The organism is Marinifaba aquimaris (assembly GCF_013328345.1).
In the GTDB taxonomy this organism is placed as follows: Bacteria; Pseudomonadota; Gammaproteobacteria; order Enterobacterales; family Alteromonadaceae; genus Marinifaba; species Marinifaba aquimaris.
Genome location: NZ_JABULX010000006.1, coordinates 65668 through 79796, shown reverse-complemented (window position 1 = coordinate 79796; position 14129 = coordinate 65668). Strand labels below are relative to the sequence as shown.

The window sequence follows — 14129 nt, the reverse complement described above, 5'->3', positions numbered from 1 at the left end:
ATGCGTGTAAGTGGTAATTCTTATTTTTATAACACGCTTATTTATTATTTATGTATTAGCGCTAGGCTATAGCAACTCGCTTAGAGTAGCATTGACAACAGCTCATTTAAATACCTATAGCCTTGCGATGTGACTTGCCAGTTTTTTTCCGTATTTTCCATCAATCCTTTTGATACGGCCTGATTGATAAATGGTTCAATATCTTGTTCGGTTAAACCCGTTCTGCTAATGAACTCGGCTTTTGGGATAGGTTCAAATAAACGACATCGGTTAATAAAGTAATCAAAGGACCTTTCTTCTATCGGAACTAAATGCTGTTTGAACAAATAATCTTTAGTTAAATCCAGGTATCCCGTTGGGTGTTTAACTTTCTCTGTTCTTAAAATTTCACCACTTTCGGCTAGTGTTATTTTACCGTGTGCACCACAGCCAATACCTATGTAGTCACCATAACGCCAGTAATTAAGGTTGTGGCGACAGCGATGGTCAAATGTTTTAGAGGCATCTTGGTTAACTTGGCGATAAGCTGAAATTTCATATTGCTCGTAACCATGTTTTGCCAATAACGCTTGCCCTTGCTCTTGAATTGCCCACAGCGTCTCGTCTTCTGGTAAAACAGGAGGTTTAGAGCCAAATAAAGTATTGGGCTCAATGGTCAATTGGTACCAACTAATGTGTGGCGGCTTTTTGTCAATTGCAGTCGTTAAATCGGCCAAGGCATCTTCTAAGCTTTGATCGGGTAAACCGTGCATTAAATCTAAATTAAAGCTATTCAGGTCAAGGTTAGTTGCTAAATCCGCTGCATTTAAGGCTTCATCAGGGTTGTGGATGCGACCTAGCTTTTCAAGTTTACTCGATTGTAACGATTGAACGCCAATTGAGATGCGGTTGATTCCCGCTTGTTTAAATCCTGCAAACTTAGCTGCTTCGACTGTCCCTGGGTTGGCTTCTAATGTGATCTCACAATTTTCAGCTAGCTTAACCGTATTTCTCACGCCTATCATGAGCTTGCTTATTGCTTCAACGGACAGGATACTTGGGGTCCCACCACCGAAGAATATACTCTCAATTTCTCTTCCTTGAAGGTATTGCGTATCGCGCTTTAAGTCATCCAAAAGACAAGCGACATAGGCCATTTCAGGCAGTTCTGATTTATGGGTATGAGAATTGAAGTCACAATAGGGGCACTTTTGCACACACCAAGGAATGTGAATATATAAACTTAACGGGGGCAGGGATAGCTTCATTTATTTCAACTGTTCCATTAATTGAGCAAGTGCTTTTCCGCGGTGACTCATCGCATTTTTTTGCTCATAAGCTAAATCAGCTGCTGTACAGTTTAATTCAGGTTGGAAGAATATTGGGTCATAGCCAAAGCCATTTTCACCCGAAATGTCTTCGGTGATCGTGCCTTCCCAACTGCCTTGGCAAATAATAGGTGTTGGGTCATCTGCGTGCTGCATGTAAACAATGACGCACTGAAAGCGAGCGGTTCTATCTTGAGCAGGCACGCCTTTTAATTCTGTTAGTAGTTTTTCTAGATTGGCGCTATCAGATGCACCTTCTCCGGCATAACGGGCTGAATAAATACCTGGAGCACCCTTTAGGTAATCAACCTCAATACCAGAATCATCTGCAATGGCAGGTAGCCCTGTTGCTTTTGCTGCATTTCTTGCTTTGATAATGGCATTTTCGACAAACGTTGTACCGGTTTCTTCGGCTTCAACTACGTTAAATTCGCTTTGTGGTAATACTTCAAAATTCAAAGGTGCAAGGATCTTCGATAGCTCCTTAACTTTACCCTTATTGCCTGTTGCTAGAACAATTTTTTGTGCAATAGTCATTTCGATTCTCTTATAAAAAAAGGGAGCTTAGCTCCCTTTTTAGCTTAAATTTTGTAATTGTTTAGTGTTTTGTAGAAGAGCAATTTGAGTCGCCGCAACAATCATCTTCTGCTGCTTCAGCTTGGCTACCACAACCGCCTTCACCATGAACGTGGCCATGGGCAATTTCTTCTTCCGTGGCTTGGCGAACTGCTACAATTTCAACGTCAAATTCAAGGTTAACACCAGCTAATGGATGGTTTCCATCAACTGTCACCGTTTCATCTGTTACATCAACAACAATAACCGTTTGTTCACCTTCATCAGTACCGGCTCTTAGCTGCATACCAACGTATACTTCTTCAATTCCTTCGAATAACGTTTTTGGTACTTCTTGTACTAGGGTATCGTGACGCAAACCATAGCCATCTTCGGCACTCACTGCAACACTGAACTTGTCACCCGCTTCATGGCCAACTAATTTATCTTCTAAGCCTGAAATTAAAAAGCGAGTACCTTGAATAAATTCTAGCGGCGCACCATCGAATGATGAATCAATGTCGACACCTTCGCTGTCTTTTACTAGGTAGTGCATACTGACAACAGTGTTATTTGCAATTTTCATTAAGATTCCTTGTATTCAAGAGAGTAAGGTAAAGGCGATAAAGATAACTGACTGTTATCGTCATCCTTTACTCGTAATTGGCTGTCAATTGCGATGTCTGCTGCAACAACGGCTAAACCAAAAAATTGTTCGCCTTTCTGAGCTAAACACACAACCGTACCTGCACGTCGCCATGCATCGCCATTCTTTAATTCTAACGTATCATCAAGCTTTAAGCTCGTAGCTGTGCCACTAAAAGGCATTAGAGCGCGTTTATTTTTACCAAGGTAGCGCATACGGGCAATTGTTTCTTGTCCCATATAACAACCTTTCTTAAAGCTTATACCGTCTAAGGCATGCAGGTTTAGCATTTGTGGTACATATTCAACTTGATGTTGTTGGTGTAAAAAGCCAATACCTGCTTGAATAAGCGCATGTTCAAAATCGACTTCTTCACCTTGAGTGAGTTCTGACAAAGAAGCGGGTAACTTACTGTCTGGTGTCAGCGCAATAAGGTCGATGTGTTCGGCAAGTTGTACTCTATAAACACCGTCTTCATTGAAAACTTGATGGAGTGGTGCTTTAGGTGCATTGATAATGGCATACCAAGCGAGTATGTCACTGTCATCTGTTATGTCTGTTTTAGAAAAAACGCCATATTTATTCAATTCGCCTGCTGATCGTTCAATGGTATTTTTACGTTGAAACAATTGCAGTGCATCACCAATAGGCACTAAATAAAAGTGTGACCAACTTTTACCTTTGGCATCCGTATGAGCAGAAAAGCTAGCTTGATCTTCAGCAAGTTCTTTCACTGCGCAGGTAACTTGGCTGTTTAAGTAAGTTTGGCTATCTTCACCAACTAAGCCAATTGAACCGAAATTGTCGAGTTTAATAATCAATGGGTGCGTTTCAGACATGAGCGTATAACGTTATAAATTCATGTTGCTATATATTGGGACAAATTATTGAACATCAAGCTCGAGTATAAATAAATCAGACGACAACTTGAGTTTAAGTTAAACTAGCTACAGTTAAGTAGTTCAAACCCGTGTTAGAGAAATATGTCTACAAACGAAATTATCAAAGATACAGCAGAAGTGTTACCGCGATTACGTTGGGCAGCCCGAAGAGGCATGTTGGAGCTCGATGTTATTTTACGTCCATACATCGATAACCATTACTTAGACAGTTCAGTAGAGCAGCAAATGACATTTAAGCTGTTACTGACCCGCGATGACCCAGAGTTATTTGCTTGGTTTATGGGGCACGAAGTTCCGGATGATCCTGACTTCGTCAATTTAATTCGACACATCCATGAACAAAACGGCGTCGTCTTACGCGATTAATTTTACCCCAAGTTGGCAGTGGTCATTGCTCAATACCGCTGCTTACTTATTACTTTTATATTATTGCTTGAGTTTTTCAGGCCTTTCTTTTTCTGCTCTTCAATCTTTTTCGACGATGTACACCCTTGGCTGCATAGTTGCTATCACGCTGTTAACATTGCATAGCCAAAAACTCATTTCTTTGCGTAAAAAACAGCAAATAATGCTGCAAGAGAACGGCTGTTTGTTAATGTCAGGTAATAGCTATACTTTATCACCGCAATCGATAAAAGTCGGGCGATGGTATTGCTTGATATTTACCAAAGTGCTCAGCACTCGAAGAGAGTACTTACTGATTTCGCCAACTGAAATCAGTCCAGAAAGTCACATAAGACTCAGCCGGCTCTTGAAGAAATTAAGTGCCGGCTGAGATGTTCCAACTCAAAATAGTAACTTGCTGTTAGTTACTCATTACCTGGCGTTAAAACTGTAGGTTGGCTGTTTTCCTGCTGGTTAGGGTAATCAAGCGTGTAATGAAGACCACGGCTTTCTTTTCTTTCCATAGCACATTTTACTATAAGCTCAGAAACTTGTAGTAGGTTTCTCAATTCAAGTAAGTTATTACTTACTTTGAAGTTAGAGTAGTAGTCATGTACTTCTTGATTAAGTAGTTCGATCCTTCTTAATGCGCGTTCTAAGCGCTTAGTTGATCGCACGATACCAACATAATCCCACATAAATAATCTTAGCTCGTGCCAGTTGTGTTGGATGATTACTTCTTCGTCAGAGTTTGTCACTAAGCTTTCATCCCATGCTGGAATGTCTACATCTTCACGCGCCTGTTGATGACTAGTGTTGATGTGTGTAGCCGCGGATTCGGCAAACACTAAGCACTCTAACAGCGAGTTACTGGCCATGCGATTAGCACCGTGCAGACCTGTGTAAGCCACTTCGCCGATAGCGTATAAATTGTCCAAATCGGTTTTACCGTTTAAATCAGTTACGACACCACCGCATGTATAGTGTGCGGCAGGAACAACTGGCATAGGCTCTTTGTGGATCTTGATACCTAATTTTCGGCACTGACGATAAATAGTAGGAAAATGTTTTTTGATAAAGTCTTTGTCTTTATGACTAATATCAAGATACATGCAGTCGGCACCTAAGCGCTTCATTTCATAATCTATTGCACGAGCGACAACATCTCTTGGTGCTAATTCGGCTCTTTCATCAAAGTCAGGCATAAAACGCGTGCCATCAGGGCGAAGTAATACCGCACCTTCACCTCTGAGTGCTTCGGTCAATAAGAAGTTTTGTGCATCCGGGTGATACAAGCTGGTCGGATGAAATTGGTTAAATTCCATATTGGCCACTTTACAGCCTGCGCGCCAAGCCATTGCAATACCGTCACCACTAGCGATATCTGGGTTGGAGGTATACTGATAAACCTTACTGGCTCCACCTGTTGCTAGCACCACTGTTTTGGCTTTAATCACTTCAACTGATTCGCTATTGCGATTCCACACATAGGCACCATAGCAGTGTTTGCCTTCGCGTTTTAAATGTTTGTCCGTGATTAAATCAACAGCATTGTAGCGTTCAAACAGGTGGATGTTATCGTGCTCTTCTACGGCTTTATTTAACGTTTTTTGCACCGCTTTACCTGTTGCATCGGCAGCATGCAAAATTCGGCGATGGCTGTGACCACCTTCGCGTGTTAAATGAAATTTCTCTTCACCATCTTGATCGGTTTCTTTATCAAAAGGCACACCATAATTGATGAGGTTTTCTAAACTTTTTCGCGCATTTTCTGCCGTGAAACGAACCGTTTTTTCTTCGCAAAGTCCATCACCTGCAATTAAAGTGTCATCGACATGTGAGTCAATACTGTCACTTTCATCAAATACAGCGGCAATTCCGCCTTGGGCGTAATAAGTTGAACCTTCATTTAATTTGGCTTTGCTTAAAACAATGACGTTTGCATCGGCTGCAAGCCTTAGTGCTAGGGTCAATCCTGCAGCACCGGCACCAATTACTAAAACATCACAATTATGTTCAACTTTTTGCTGTGTCATATAGCATCTTCAACTAGAATAAGCGTTATAGGTAACTTTTGATTAAAAGATAATCAAAAATAATAAATTTACCTGTATTTTGACATTTTCTTTAAATTTTTAGAACTTTTTTGAAATGCCGGAGTCTACCAATACGAATTAAGACAAACTTGCGTTCAAAAAACTATAAAAGACAAGATGGGGAGTACCGACTCGAGATGAGTGTCGGATTGACAGATCAACAATTAGTCGAACGTGTTCAACGTGGCGACAAACAAGCTTTTAACTTGTTGGTACAAAAGTATCAGCACAAAGTTATCAACTTGATTTCTCGTTACGTAAAGCAGCCTGGAGATGTAGCTGATGTTGCACAAGAAGCTTTTATCAAAGCTTACCGTGCGATCGCTAGTTTCCGAGGTGACAGCGCTTTTTATACTTGGCTTTACCGCATCGCTGTCAACAGTGCGAAAAATTATATTACCGCTCAGCAAAAGCGAGTAGCGGCCAGTGATATCGATGTAGATGAAGCTGAATTTATCGATAGCGCAAGTGCTTTACGTGTAGCAGAAACACCAGAGAACTTGTTATTGAGTTCAGAGATTAAAAAAGTAGTTTTCGACACTATCGAAAACTTGCCAGATGATTTAAAAACGGCTATCACTTTACGTGAAATTGATGGCTTAGCTTATGAAGAAATTGCAGACATTATGGAATGTCCTGTCGGCACGGTGAGATCGCGTATCTTCCGCGCTCGCGAAATAATTGATAAAAACTTAAAACCATTATTAAGCAAAGCTTAATTCAGGTTTTATACATTATAAATTTACAGTAAACGCTAACAAAAGAGTTGTAGGTATGAGTCAAAAAGTTAAACAACAGCTGTCAGCTTTGGTTGATAACGACAAAGTATCAGGTGATGTCATTGACAAGATAAAGCAAGACAAGGCGTTAAGTGATACGTTTGGACGTTATAATCTCATCGGTGATGTGATGCGCAATGATGTGCCAGAGCAAATTCACTTAGACATCGCAGATTCCATTGCTGATGCAATCGAAAAGGAACCTGTTGTATTAGCACCTAACCGAGAATTCTCAGCTGCTGTTTCTGAAAAGCAAGAAGCGCAAGAAGAAACGAAAGAACGTTCAAATAATGTTGTTTCACTGTTCAAACCATTAATGCAATACGGCTTAGCTGCTTCATTTGCCGCGGCTTTAGTGGTGGGTTTCCAAACTGAGCAAACGGATACGTTAGTACCACAATCTCAACTTACCCCTGTACCAATCGCTGGTCAGTTAGACCCCGTTAGCATCGAACAATCAACGCCAGTAATGAATCGTCAATCAATTCAAGAACAACAACGTCGTGTTAACTCCTATATTTTGGATCACGAGCAACAGTTAAAAAATCGTCAGTTCGCATCTTTTGATACTACAGATGCAGAACCTGTAGAAGAAAGCAACTCGACTGATATAGAAGAATAACTCTATTTTGACTCTTACCTCATACCTCAACCCATTAAGGTTGAGGTTTTTGTTGTTTATTGCCAGCTTTTTTATTTGCCTACCCGGGTATGCAGACGCTTTGACTGCAAAACAGTGGCTAGAACAAATGCGCCACTCCATTACCTCAAAAAATTACGATCTCTCTTTTGTTGTTATTTCTGAAAATAAAGCTAACCCTTGGCACTGGCTTCACGGAAAACACGAAGGCCAAGAGTTAGAAATTTTAACCTCTCTAAATGGCCCCATTCAGCAAATTGTGCGCAAGGGTGATGTTGTTACTTACATAGATAAACAGCGCAGTGTCTACTCAGTTAAAGACTCAATGACTGATAGTCCCATGCCTGATATCATCCGTGCAGATTTAAAAAAAATAGAGCAAAGCTACACTTTCACACTTGTCGGTAAAAGTCGGGTAGCAGGTTATAAAACTCAGTTAATTCGCGTAATTCCAAAAGATAGCTCTCGTTATGCTTTTTGGCTTTGGTTACACGTCGATACGGCATTGCCATTAAAAACGGCCATTGTCAATAAAAAAGGGGATGTATTGGAACAAATCCAAGTAGCTAGCTTCCACCTTTTAGAGGACGTTCCTGTTGCGCTGTTAGATTTAAAACAAGCTCAATTACCCATAGCCAGCAAAGTGGGCGCTTCGACCGATATTGCTGAATTTGACTGGCAAGTTAACTGGGTGCCCAATGGTTTTAGCCCAACACGTATTAACCGACACCGACTTTATGCCTCACAACAAGAAGTAGATTACTTGATGCTCAGTGATGGCTTGGTGTGGTTTTCAGTCTATATTCGAAAAATTGGTGATTCAGAGCAATTACTTGACCCTAACACTTATCTTCACTCCGGGGCGGATACCTACCTTACTCAGAAAGTAGGGCCTTTCGAAGTGACTGTCATCGGCGAAATCCCACCTGCAACCGCGAAACGTTTAGCGCAATCTGTTACTATTAAGACTAATTTTAGCCGCTAGGTTATTGCTATGCTGTTTGAAAAAGCGCGCTATTTATCGCGAATTGATGAAAATACCGTTTGGGTAGAAACGCGTATTAAAACCAGTTGCCAGTCATGCCAACACAATTCATCGTGTGGAACTGGGGTTATCGCTCGAGCTTTTAGTGGTAAAACCAACCGAGTAAAGGCAATTTGTCGTCACTCTGTTAAACCTGATGAAATTGTTACTTTACAAGTGGCAGAACAAAATATTATCCAGGCCGCTTTTATTTTATACGGCATCCCCTTGTTGAGCATTATAATCAGTGCGGTATTGCTCGATCATTTCTTCACTGCTCAACCCAATGATGACTTTTATACCTTAATTGGCGTTTTCTTAGGTGGTGTCCTAGGGTTCAAATTTGCAAAATACCAAGCAGATAAAGTTGCGGCATTACCTCAAGTAATTGAACAAGCTGAAGTGAAAATATTCAGTTGTGTTGAAGAATAGTCCCCAATCGTCGCTTTTTATAGCTTATAAGGCCGATATCTAGTAAAATCGCCGCCATTTAAAATTGACTTCAATTTCAGACTTTTTGGTATTTATCCATTTATGAAACACGAACACATTCGTAACTTTTCTATCATTGCTCACATTGACCATGGTAAATCGACGCTTTCAGACCGTTTAATTCAATTCTGTGGCGGTCTTTCAGACCGTGAAATGGAAGCTCAAGTACTTGATAACATGGAGCTAGAGCGTGAGCGTGGTATTACAATCAAAGCGCAATCAGTTACGCTTAATTACACTGCTCAAGATGGTGAAACGTATCAATTAAACTTCATCGATACTCCTGGCCACGTTGACTTCAGTTACGAAGTGTCGCGTTCGCTTGCCGCCTGTGAAGGTGCGTTATTAGTCGTGGATGCGGGGCAAGGTGTTGAAGCACAAACATTGGCTAACTGTTACACAGCCATTGAAATGGATTTAGAAGTTGAACCTATCCTAAACAAAATTGATTTACCGCAGGCCGACCCCGATCGCGTTGCAGAAGAAATTGAAGACATCGTTGGTATTGATGCTACAGATGCTGTTCAGTGTTCGGCTAAAACCGGTATCGGTATTGAAAATGTCCTAGAAGCCATCGTAAAGAAAATCCCATCACCTGAAGGTGAGATCGATGCGCCATTACAAGCGCTTATTATCGACTCTTGGTTTGATAACTACCAAGGGGTTGTATCACTGGTTCGCGTTAAACACGGTGAGATCAAAAAAGGCGACAAGATGAAAGTCATGTCGACTGGACAAATTCACATAGTTGATAAAGTGGGTATCTTCTCTCCAAAGCAAACAGATACTGGTGTACTTAGAGCCGGTGAAGTAGGTTTCGTTATTGCGGGTATCAAAGATATTCTTGGTGCACCTGTAGGTGATACTATCACACTTGCACAAAATTCTGCAGAAGCTCAATTACCGGGTTTCCAGAAAGTTAAGCCGCAAGTATATGCAGGTATTTTCCCTGTATCGAGTGATGATTATGAAAATTTCCGTGATGCGCTGGGTAAATTAAGCTTAAACGATGCGTCGTTATTTTATGAGCCAGAGTCATCTACGGCACTCGGTTTTGGTTTCCGCTGTGGCTTCTTAGGCATGCTTCACATGGAAATCATCCAAGAGCGCCTTGAACGCGAATACGATTTGGACCTTATCACTACGGCACCAACGGTAATCTATAAAGTGGTGACGACTAAAGGCGAAGAACTGATGGTCGATAACCCTTCTGATCTTCCACCAGTAAATGATATTGAAACTATTTACGAACCCATAGTTGAAGCCAACATCTTAGTGCCACAGGAGCACTTAGGTAATGTTATTACGCTTTGCATCGAAAAACGCGGTGTACAAACCAAGATGAGCTACCACGGTAATCAAGTCGCGGTTACATATGAGCTGCCTATGGCTGAAGTGGTACTTGATTTCTTTGACCGACTTAAATCGACCAGTCGTGGTTATGCTTCACTTGATTACAACTTCAAGAAATTTGAAGCAGCGGACATGGTTCGCGTAGATATCTTAATTAACGGTGATCGCGTTGATGCACTGGCTGTTATTACGCACAAAGAAAACTCTCAAACACGTGGTCGCCAATTAGCCGAGGCATTGCGTGAGTTAATTCCAAGACAGATGTTCGACATTGCAATTCAAGCGGCAATTGGAACGCACGTTATTGCACGTTCAACAGTTAAGCAGTTACGTAAAAACGTAATCGCTAAATGTTACGGTGGTGATATCAGTCGTAAGAAGAAGCTACTACAGAAGCAGAAAGAAGGTAAGAAACGTATGAAGCAGCTAGGTAATGTTGAAGTACCTCAAGATGCGTTCTTAGCTGTACTGAAAGTCGGTAGCGGCAGTAAATAATTTAAAGGATGATGTAATACATGGCGGGTTACTTTTCGATTTTTTTAACTTTTGCAACTTTGATCACAGGTGTGATCTGGGCAATTGACTATTTTGTTTATGCTCCGAAACGTAAAGAAAAGCTCGCGGCGGCCATTGCTGGCAACCCTGAGTTAGCCAATGTCGATGAAGAAACCAAGGCAAAAATTGCACCGCAAAATGCTGTAGCAGAATTTGCTGAAGGTATCTTCCCGGTTGTTGCTTTCGTGTTTGTATTACGTTCATTTTTGTACGAACCATTCCAAATCCCATCAGGTTCCATGATGCCAACCTTGCTCGTTGGTGATTTTATCTTGGTAGAAAAGTACGCATATGGGCTTAAAAACCCGGTAACGGCAAAAAACATCGTTGAGTTTGATGGACCTGAAAGAGGCGATATTGCAGTTTTCAAATACCCAGAAAACCCAACGTTAGATTATATTAAACGCGTTGTAGGTTTACCTGGTGATCGCATTATCTACCGCAACAAACACTTATTTGTTTTACCAAAGTGTGATGCAGATGCAACCGATTGTTCGCGTAATTACATACAAGCAAAATTAGAACCAACGGATGAACAAGGCGCATTTTTCCAAGGTCCTTATCCACTTGAGCAGTACGAATCTAATTTGTTAGATGTTGAGCACAATATCTTAGTGAACCCTGCTGTTGCAGATCGCGTGGGGGCATACTTCCAGCAGCCTTCTACTCAACAAGATGAGTGGGTTGTTCCAGAAGGGCAGTACTTTGTATTAGGTGATAACCGAGATAACTCAACTGACAGTCGTTTTTGGGGATTTGTGACTCGTGAGCAACTTGTCGGTGAAGCGGTCGCTATTTGGATGAGTTTTGAATTTAATCGTCCTTCAGATGATTGGCTGCCAGGTTTTGTACCAAGTGATATCCGCTTCAGCCGTTTAGGTGGCATAGAAAATGGCGCAAAATAAACTCAGATTAGTTTCTTACAAGCCTTTATATCAAGCGATTGGTTATCAGTTTAATGACCAGTCGCTTTTGGTGACCGCGCTTACACATCGAAGTGCAAAAGGTGATCACAACGAAAGACTTGAGTTTTTAGGCGACTCAATTCTTAGTTATGTGATTGCTGAAGTGTTATTTGAGAAATTCCCTCGTTCAGATGAAGGTGAATTAACGCGTATGCGCTCGACTTTAGTCAGAGGCGAAACGCTGACTCAAATGGCAAATGACTTTGGTTTGAGCGAGTATTTAATACTTGGTCCAGGTGAAATGAAATCGGGTGGCAAGCGCCGCTCATCTATTTTAGAAGATGCATTTGAAGCCATTATCGGGGCTATTTATCTCGATTCAGATATGGTGCAAACGAAGCAGAAGATTTTAGATTGGTATCAAGAAAAACTGGCTACCATTCAACCAGGGCAATCGCAAAAAGATAGCAAAACTCAGTTGCAAGAATGGTTGCAACAAAGAAAACATGCTTTACCTGTATACGAAGTGACTCAAATTACCGGCCAAGAGCACAATCAGACTTTTACAGTGAGTTGTAGTGTCGACGACTTAGGACATAAGGTTCAAGCCAAAGGAACCAGTCGTCGAAAAGCAGAGCAAGAAGCTGCTCGCTTAGTATTACAACAAATCAATCAGGCCAATTAAATGACTGAAAATTTTGAAAACGAGAACCAAGCAGAGCAAACTTATGCAGGCTTGGTTGCCATTGTTGGCCGCCCCAATGTCGGCAAATCAACTCTTCTTAATCAAATTATTGGCCAAAAGGTCAGTATCACATCACGCAAACCGCAAACGACACGCCATCGTATTGTTGGTATAGATACGGTTGAAAACTATCAAACTGTTTATGTCGATACTCCCGGTCTTCACTCTGAAGAAAAGCGTGCCATTAACCGTCTGATGAACCGCGCTGCGAGTACATCACTAGCCGATGTTGAACTCATTTTATTCTTAGTTGAGGGGACTCACTGGGAAAAAGATGATGATATGGTGCTTAAGAAAATCAAAGACAGTGGTTTGCCTTGTGTACTTGTGATCAACAAAGTGGATTTAGTACAAGATAAAGATGAGCTATTACCTCATTTGTCTGAGCTTTCTCAAAAGCATGATTTTTTACAAATTGTGCCTATCAGCGCAACTAAAGTGCAATCGATTGAGCCATTAACTGAGCTGGTTCGAAGTCACTTAAAACCCTGTGAGTTTTTCTTCCCTGAAGAGTATTTTACTGATCGCTCAACACGCTTTATGGTTAGTGAAATTATTCGTGAAAAACTGATGCGCAATACAGGTGAAGAGCTGCCCTATGATGTAACCGTTGAAATTGAAGGCTTCCAATACGAAGATAACGGCGTTTGTTATATCAATGCTTTGATCTTGGTTGAGCGAAAAGGCCAAAAAGCCATTGTTATTGGTAACAAAGGTGAGCGTATCAAAGCCATTGGGCGTGATGCGCGTCGTGAAATTGAACACCTGATTGATTACAAAGTGCACCTTGAACTTTGGGTTAAAGTTAAATCCGGTTGGGCGGATGATGAGCGCGCGCTTCGAAGCCTAGGTTATGGTGACGATTTTAAAGCTTAATATCTAAAAAAGGTTAGCGCTTGCTAACCTTTTTTGATTAATCATTTTTCTACGCTTGTTTCTAAATATCGATTGAGCTAAAAGCAGGCCGCAATACTTTATTTGTTTTTCACTTTCCGTTAGGCTTTGTTGATACTTACCTAAGCTAGCTTTTATGCCATCTTCAGTTTTGCAACAAGCGTACGTACTGCACGCTAAACCATATCGAGAAAAATCACTGATATGTGATTTATTAACTGAGCTCAATGGCCGTGTTACGGTCATGGCACATAAGCAAAAATATACCAATCCTTTTCAAGTTTTTACGCCGTTGCAGTTAAGTTTAAAAGCTGGGCAGGGAGATTTGTATTTTGTTGAGCAACTCGAGCAAGTAGGTGAGAGTTTAGCTATTCAAGGTGAACGTTTTTATTCTGCGTTTTATTTAAATGAGTTGTTGGTCAAGTTAGTTAAACAAACATTTGATCCAGAAAACTTATTTCATCTGTATCAAATAACACTGAATCGACTCAATTCAGATGAAGCTCTGGAGTTGATTTTACGTGAGTTTGAATTTGAACTACTCAATGACCTTGGCGTGTTACCCGACTTTTTGCAAACAGCAGATGATGGCGTTGACATCCAAGATGACAAGTATTATGTCTGTTTACCCGAGCAAGGCTTTGTTAACGCTTATCCTCATGCAAGGTATCAATATTTAGGTCAGGTGATAAAAGCTATTGCCGAGCAAAATTGGGCAAGTGATAATACGCTCAAACACGCAAAACAGTTAATGCGCCAGTTGGTGCAATATCATTTAAAAGGTCAGGTGTTAAAAAGTAGGGAGTTGTTTAACCCTATATTGAAAAAACATCCTAGCAAAAAATAAGGTTT

The 14129-nt window shown here is 41.0% G+C and carries 16 protein-coding genes; 11 read left to right on the top strand and 5 right to left on the bottom strand.

Annotated features, from left to right (window positions below; genetic code table 11):
- Nucleotides 1-80: 80 nt before the first annotated feature.
- The 4 genes from hemW to ygfZ form a co-directional block, all read right to left on the bottom strand.
- Nucleotides 81-1247 (bottom strand): radical SAM family heme chaperone HemW, encoded by a 1167-nt coding sequence (gene hemW / locus HR060_RS06090; RefSeq protein ID WP_174199397.1) that lies wholly within the window; start codon nt 1245-1247, stop codon nt 81-83.
- On the bottom strand, nt 1248-1844 hold the full coding sequence (locus tag HR060_RS06085) for an XTP/dITP diphosphatase (protein ID WP_174199396.1): 597 nt from the start codon (nt 1842-1844) through the stop codon (nt 1248-1250).
- Nucleotides 1845-1905: 61 nt separating this feature from the next.
- On the bottom strand, nt 1906-2448 hold the full coding sequence (slyD, locus tag HR060_RS06080; protein WP_174199395.1) for a peptidylprolyl isomerase: 543 nt from the start codon (nt 2446-2448) through the stop codon (nt 1906-1908).
- On the bottom strand, nt 2448-3347 hold the full coding sequence (ygfZ, locus tag HR060_RS06075) for a CAF17-like 4Fe-4S cluster assembly/insertion protein YgfZ (protein WP_174199394.1): 900 nt from the start codon (nt 3345-3347) through the stop codon (nt 2448-2450). The genes slyD and ygfZ overlap by 1 nt, the downstream gene beginning before the upstream one ends.
- Before the next feature lie 144 nt (nt 3348-3491).
- Between ygfZ and HR060_RS06070 the strand changes: the two genes are divergently transcribed.
- Together HR060_RS06070 and HR060_RS19855 are read left to right on the top strand one after the other, a co-directional pair.
- On the top strand, nt 3492-3776 hold the full coding sequence (locus HR060_RS06070) for an FAD assembly factor SdhE (protein WP_174199393.1): 285 nt from the start codon (nt 3492-3494) through the stop codon (nt 3774-3776).
- Complete coding sequence (locus HR060_RS19855; protein WP_425487453.1) at nt 3745-4185, top strand: protein YgfX; 441 nt, start codon at nt 3745-3747, stop codon at nt 4183-4185. Before HR060_RS06070 ends, HR060_RS19855 begins: the two co-directional genes overlap by 32 nt.
- Nucleotides 4186-4219: 34 nt before the next feature.
- Here HR060_RS19855 and nadB read toward each other — a convergent pair whose 3' ends face one another.
- A complete protein-coding gene (gene nadB / locus HR060_RS06065) occupies nt 4220-5830 on the bottom strand; it encodes an L-aspartate oxidase (protein ID WP_174199392.1) in 1611 nt (536 codons plus the stop codon).
- A 197-nt stretch (nt 5831-6027) separates the two neighbouring features.
- Here nadB and rpoE point away from each other — a divergent pair, with 197 nt between their 5' ends.
- The 9 genes from rpoE to recO all read left to right on the top strand — a co-directional run bounded on the left by rpoE (nt 6028) and on the right by recO (nt 14124).
- Nucleotides 6028-6609 carry an RNA polymerase sigma factor RpoE gene (gene rpoE, locus HR060_RS06060; RefSeq protein WP_174199477.1) on the top strand — a complete coding sequence of 194 codons (582 nt, stop codon included), beginning with the start codon at nt 6028-6030 and terminating at the stop codon, nt 6607-6609.
- A 55-nt stretch (nt 6610-6664) separates the two neighbouring features.
- On the top strand, nt 6665-7291 hold the full coding sequence (locus HR060_RS06055) for a sigma-E factor negative regulatory protein (RefSeq protein ID WP_174199391.1): 627 nt from the start codon (nt 6665-6667) through the stop codon (nt 7289-7291).
- Nucleotides 7292-7340: 49 nt separating this feature from the next.
- Nucleotides 7341-8294 carry a MucB/RseB C-terminal domain-containing protein gene (locus HR060_RS06050; RefSeq protein ID WP_174199390.1) on the top strand — a complete coding sequence of 318 codons (954 nt, stop codon included), beginning with the start codon at nt 7341-7343 and terminating at the stop codon, nt 8292-8294.
- A 9-nt stretch (nt 8295-8303) separates the two neighbouring features.
- Nucleotides 8304-8765, top strand: coding sequence for a SoxR reducing system RseC family protein (locus tag HR060_RS06045; RefSeq protein ID WP_174199389.1), 462 nt, complete (start codon nt 8304-8306; stop codon nt 8763-8765).
- Nucleotides 8766-8867: 102 nt separating this feature from the next.
- The gene (lepA, locus tag HR060_RS06040; RefSeq protein ID WP_174199388.1) at nt 8868-10673 is read left to right on the top strand and encodes a translation elongation factor 4; all 1806 of its coding nucleotides are present in this window, start codon (nt 8868-8870) and stop codon (nt 10671-10673) included.
- A gap of 20 nt (nt 10674-10693) precedes the next feature.
- Nucleotides 10694-11638 carry a signal peptidase I gene (gene lepB / locus HR060_RS06035; protein ID WP_174199387.1) on the top strand — a complete coding sequence of 315 codons (945 nt, stop codon included), beginning with the start codon at nt 10694-10696 and terminating at the stop codon, nt 11636-11638.
- Nucleotides 11625-12323: a ribonuclease III gene (gene rnc / locus HR060_RS06030; protein WP_174199386.1), complete on the top strand. Its 699-nt coding sequence runs from the start codon at nt 11625-11627 to the stop codon at nt 12321-12323. The genes lepB and rnc overlap by 14 nt, the downstream gene beginning before the upstream one ends.
- Nucleotides 12324-13259 carry a GTPase Era gene (gene era / locus HR060_RS06025; protein WP_174199385.1) on the top strand — a complete coding sequence of 312 codons (936 nt, stop codon included), beginning with the start codon at nt 12324-12326 and terminating at the stop codon, nt 13257-13259.
- 154 nt (nt 13260-13413) lie between these two features.
- Entirely contained in the window at nt 13414-14124 is a 711-nt protein-coding gene (gene recO, locus HR060_RS06020; RefSeq protein ID WP_174199384.1) for a DNA repair protein RecO, read from the top strand.
- Nucleotides 14125-14129: the final 5 nt, after the last annotated feature.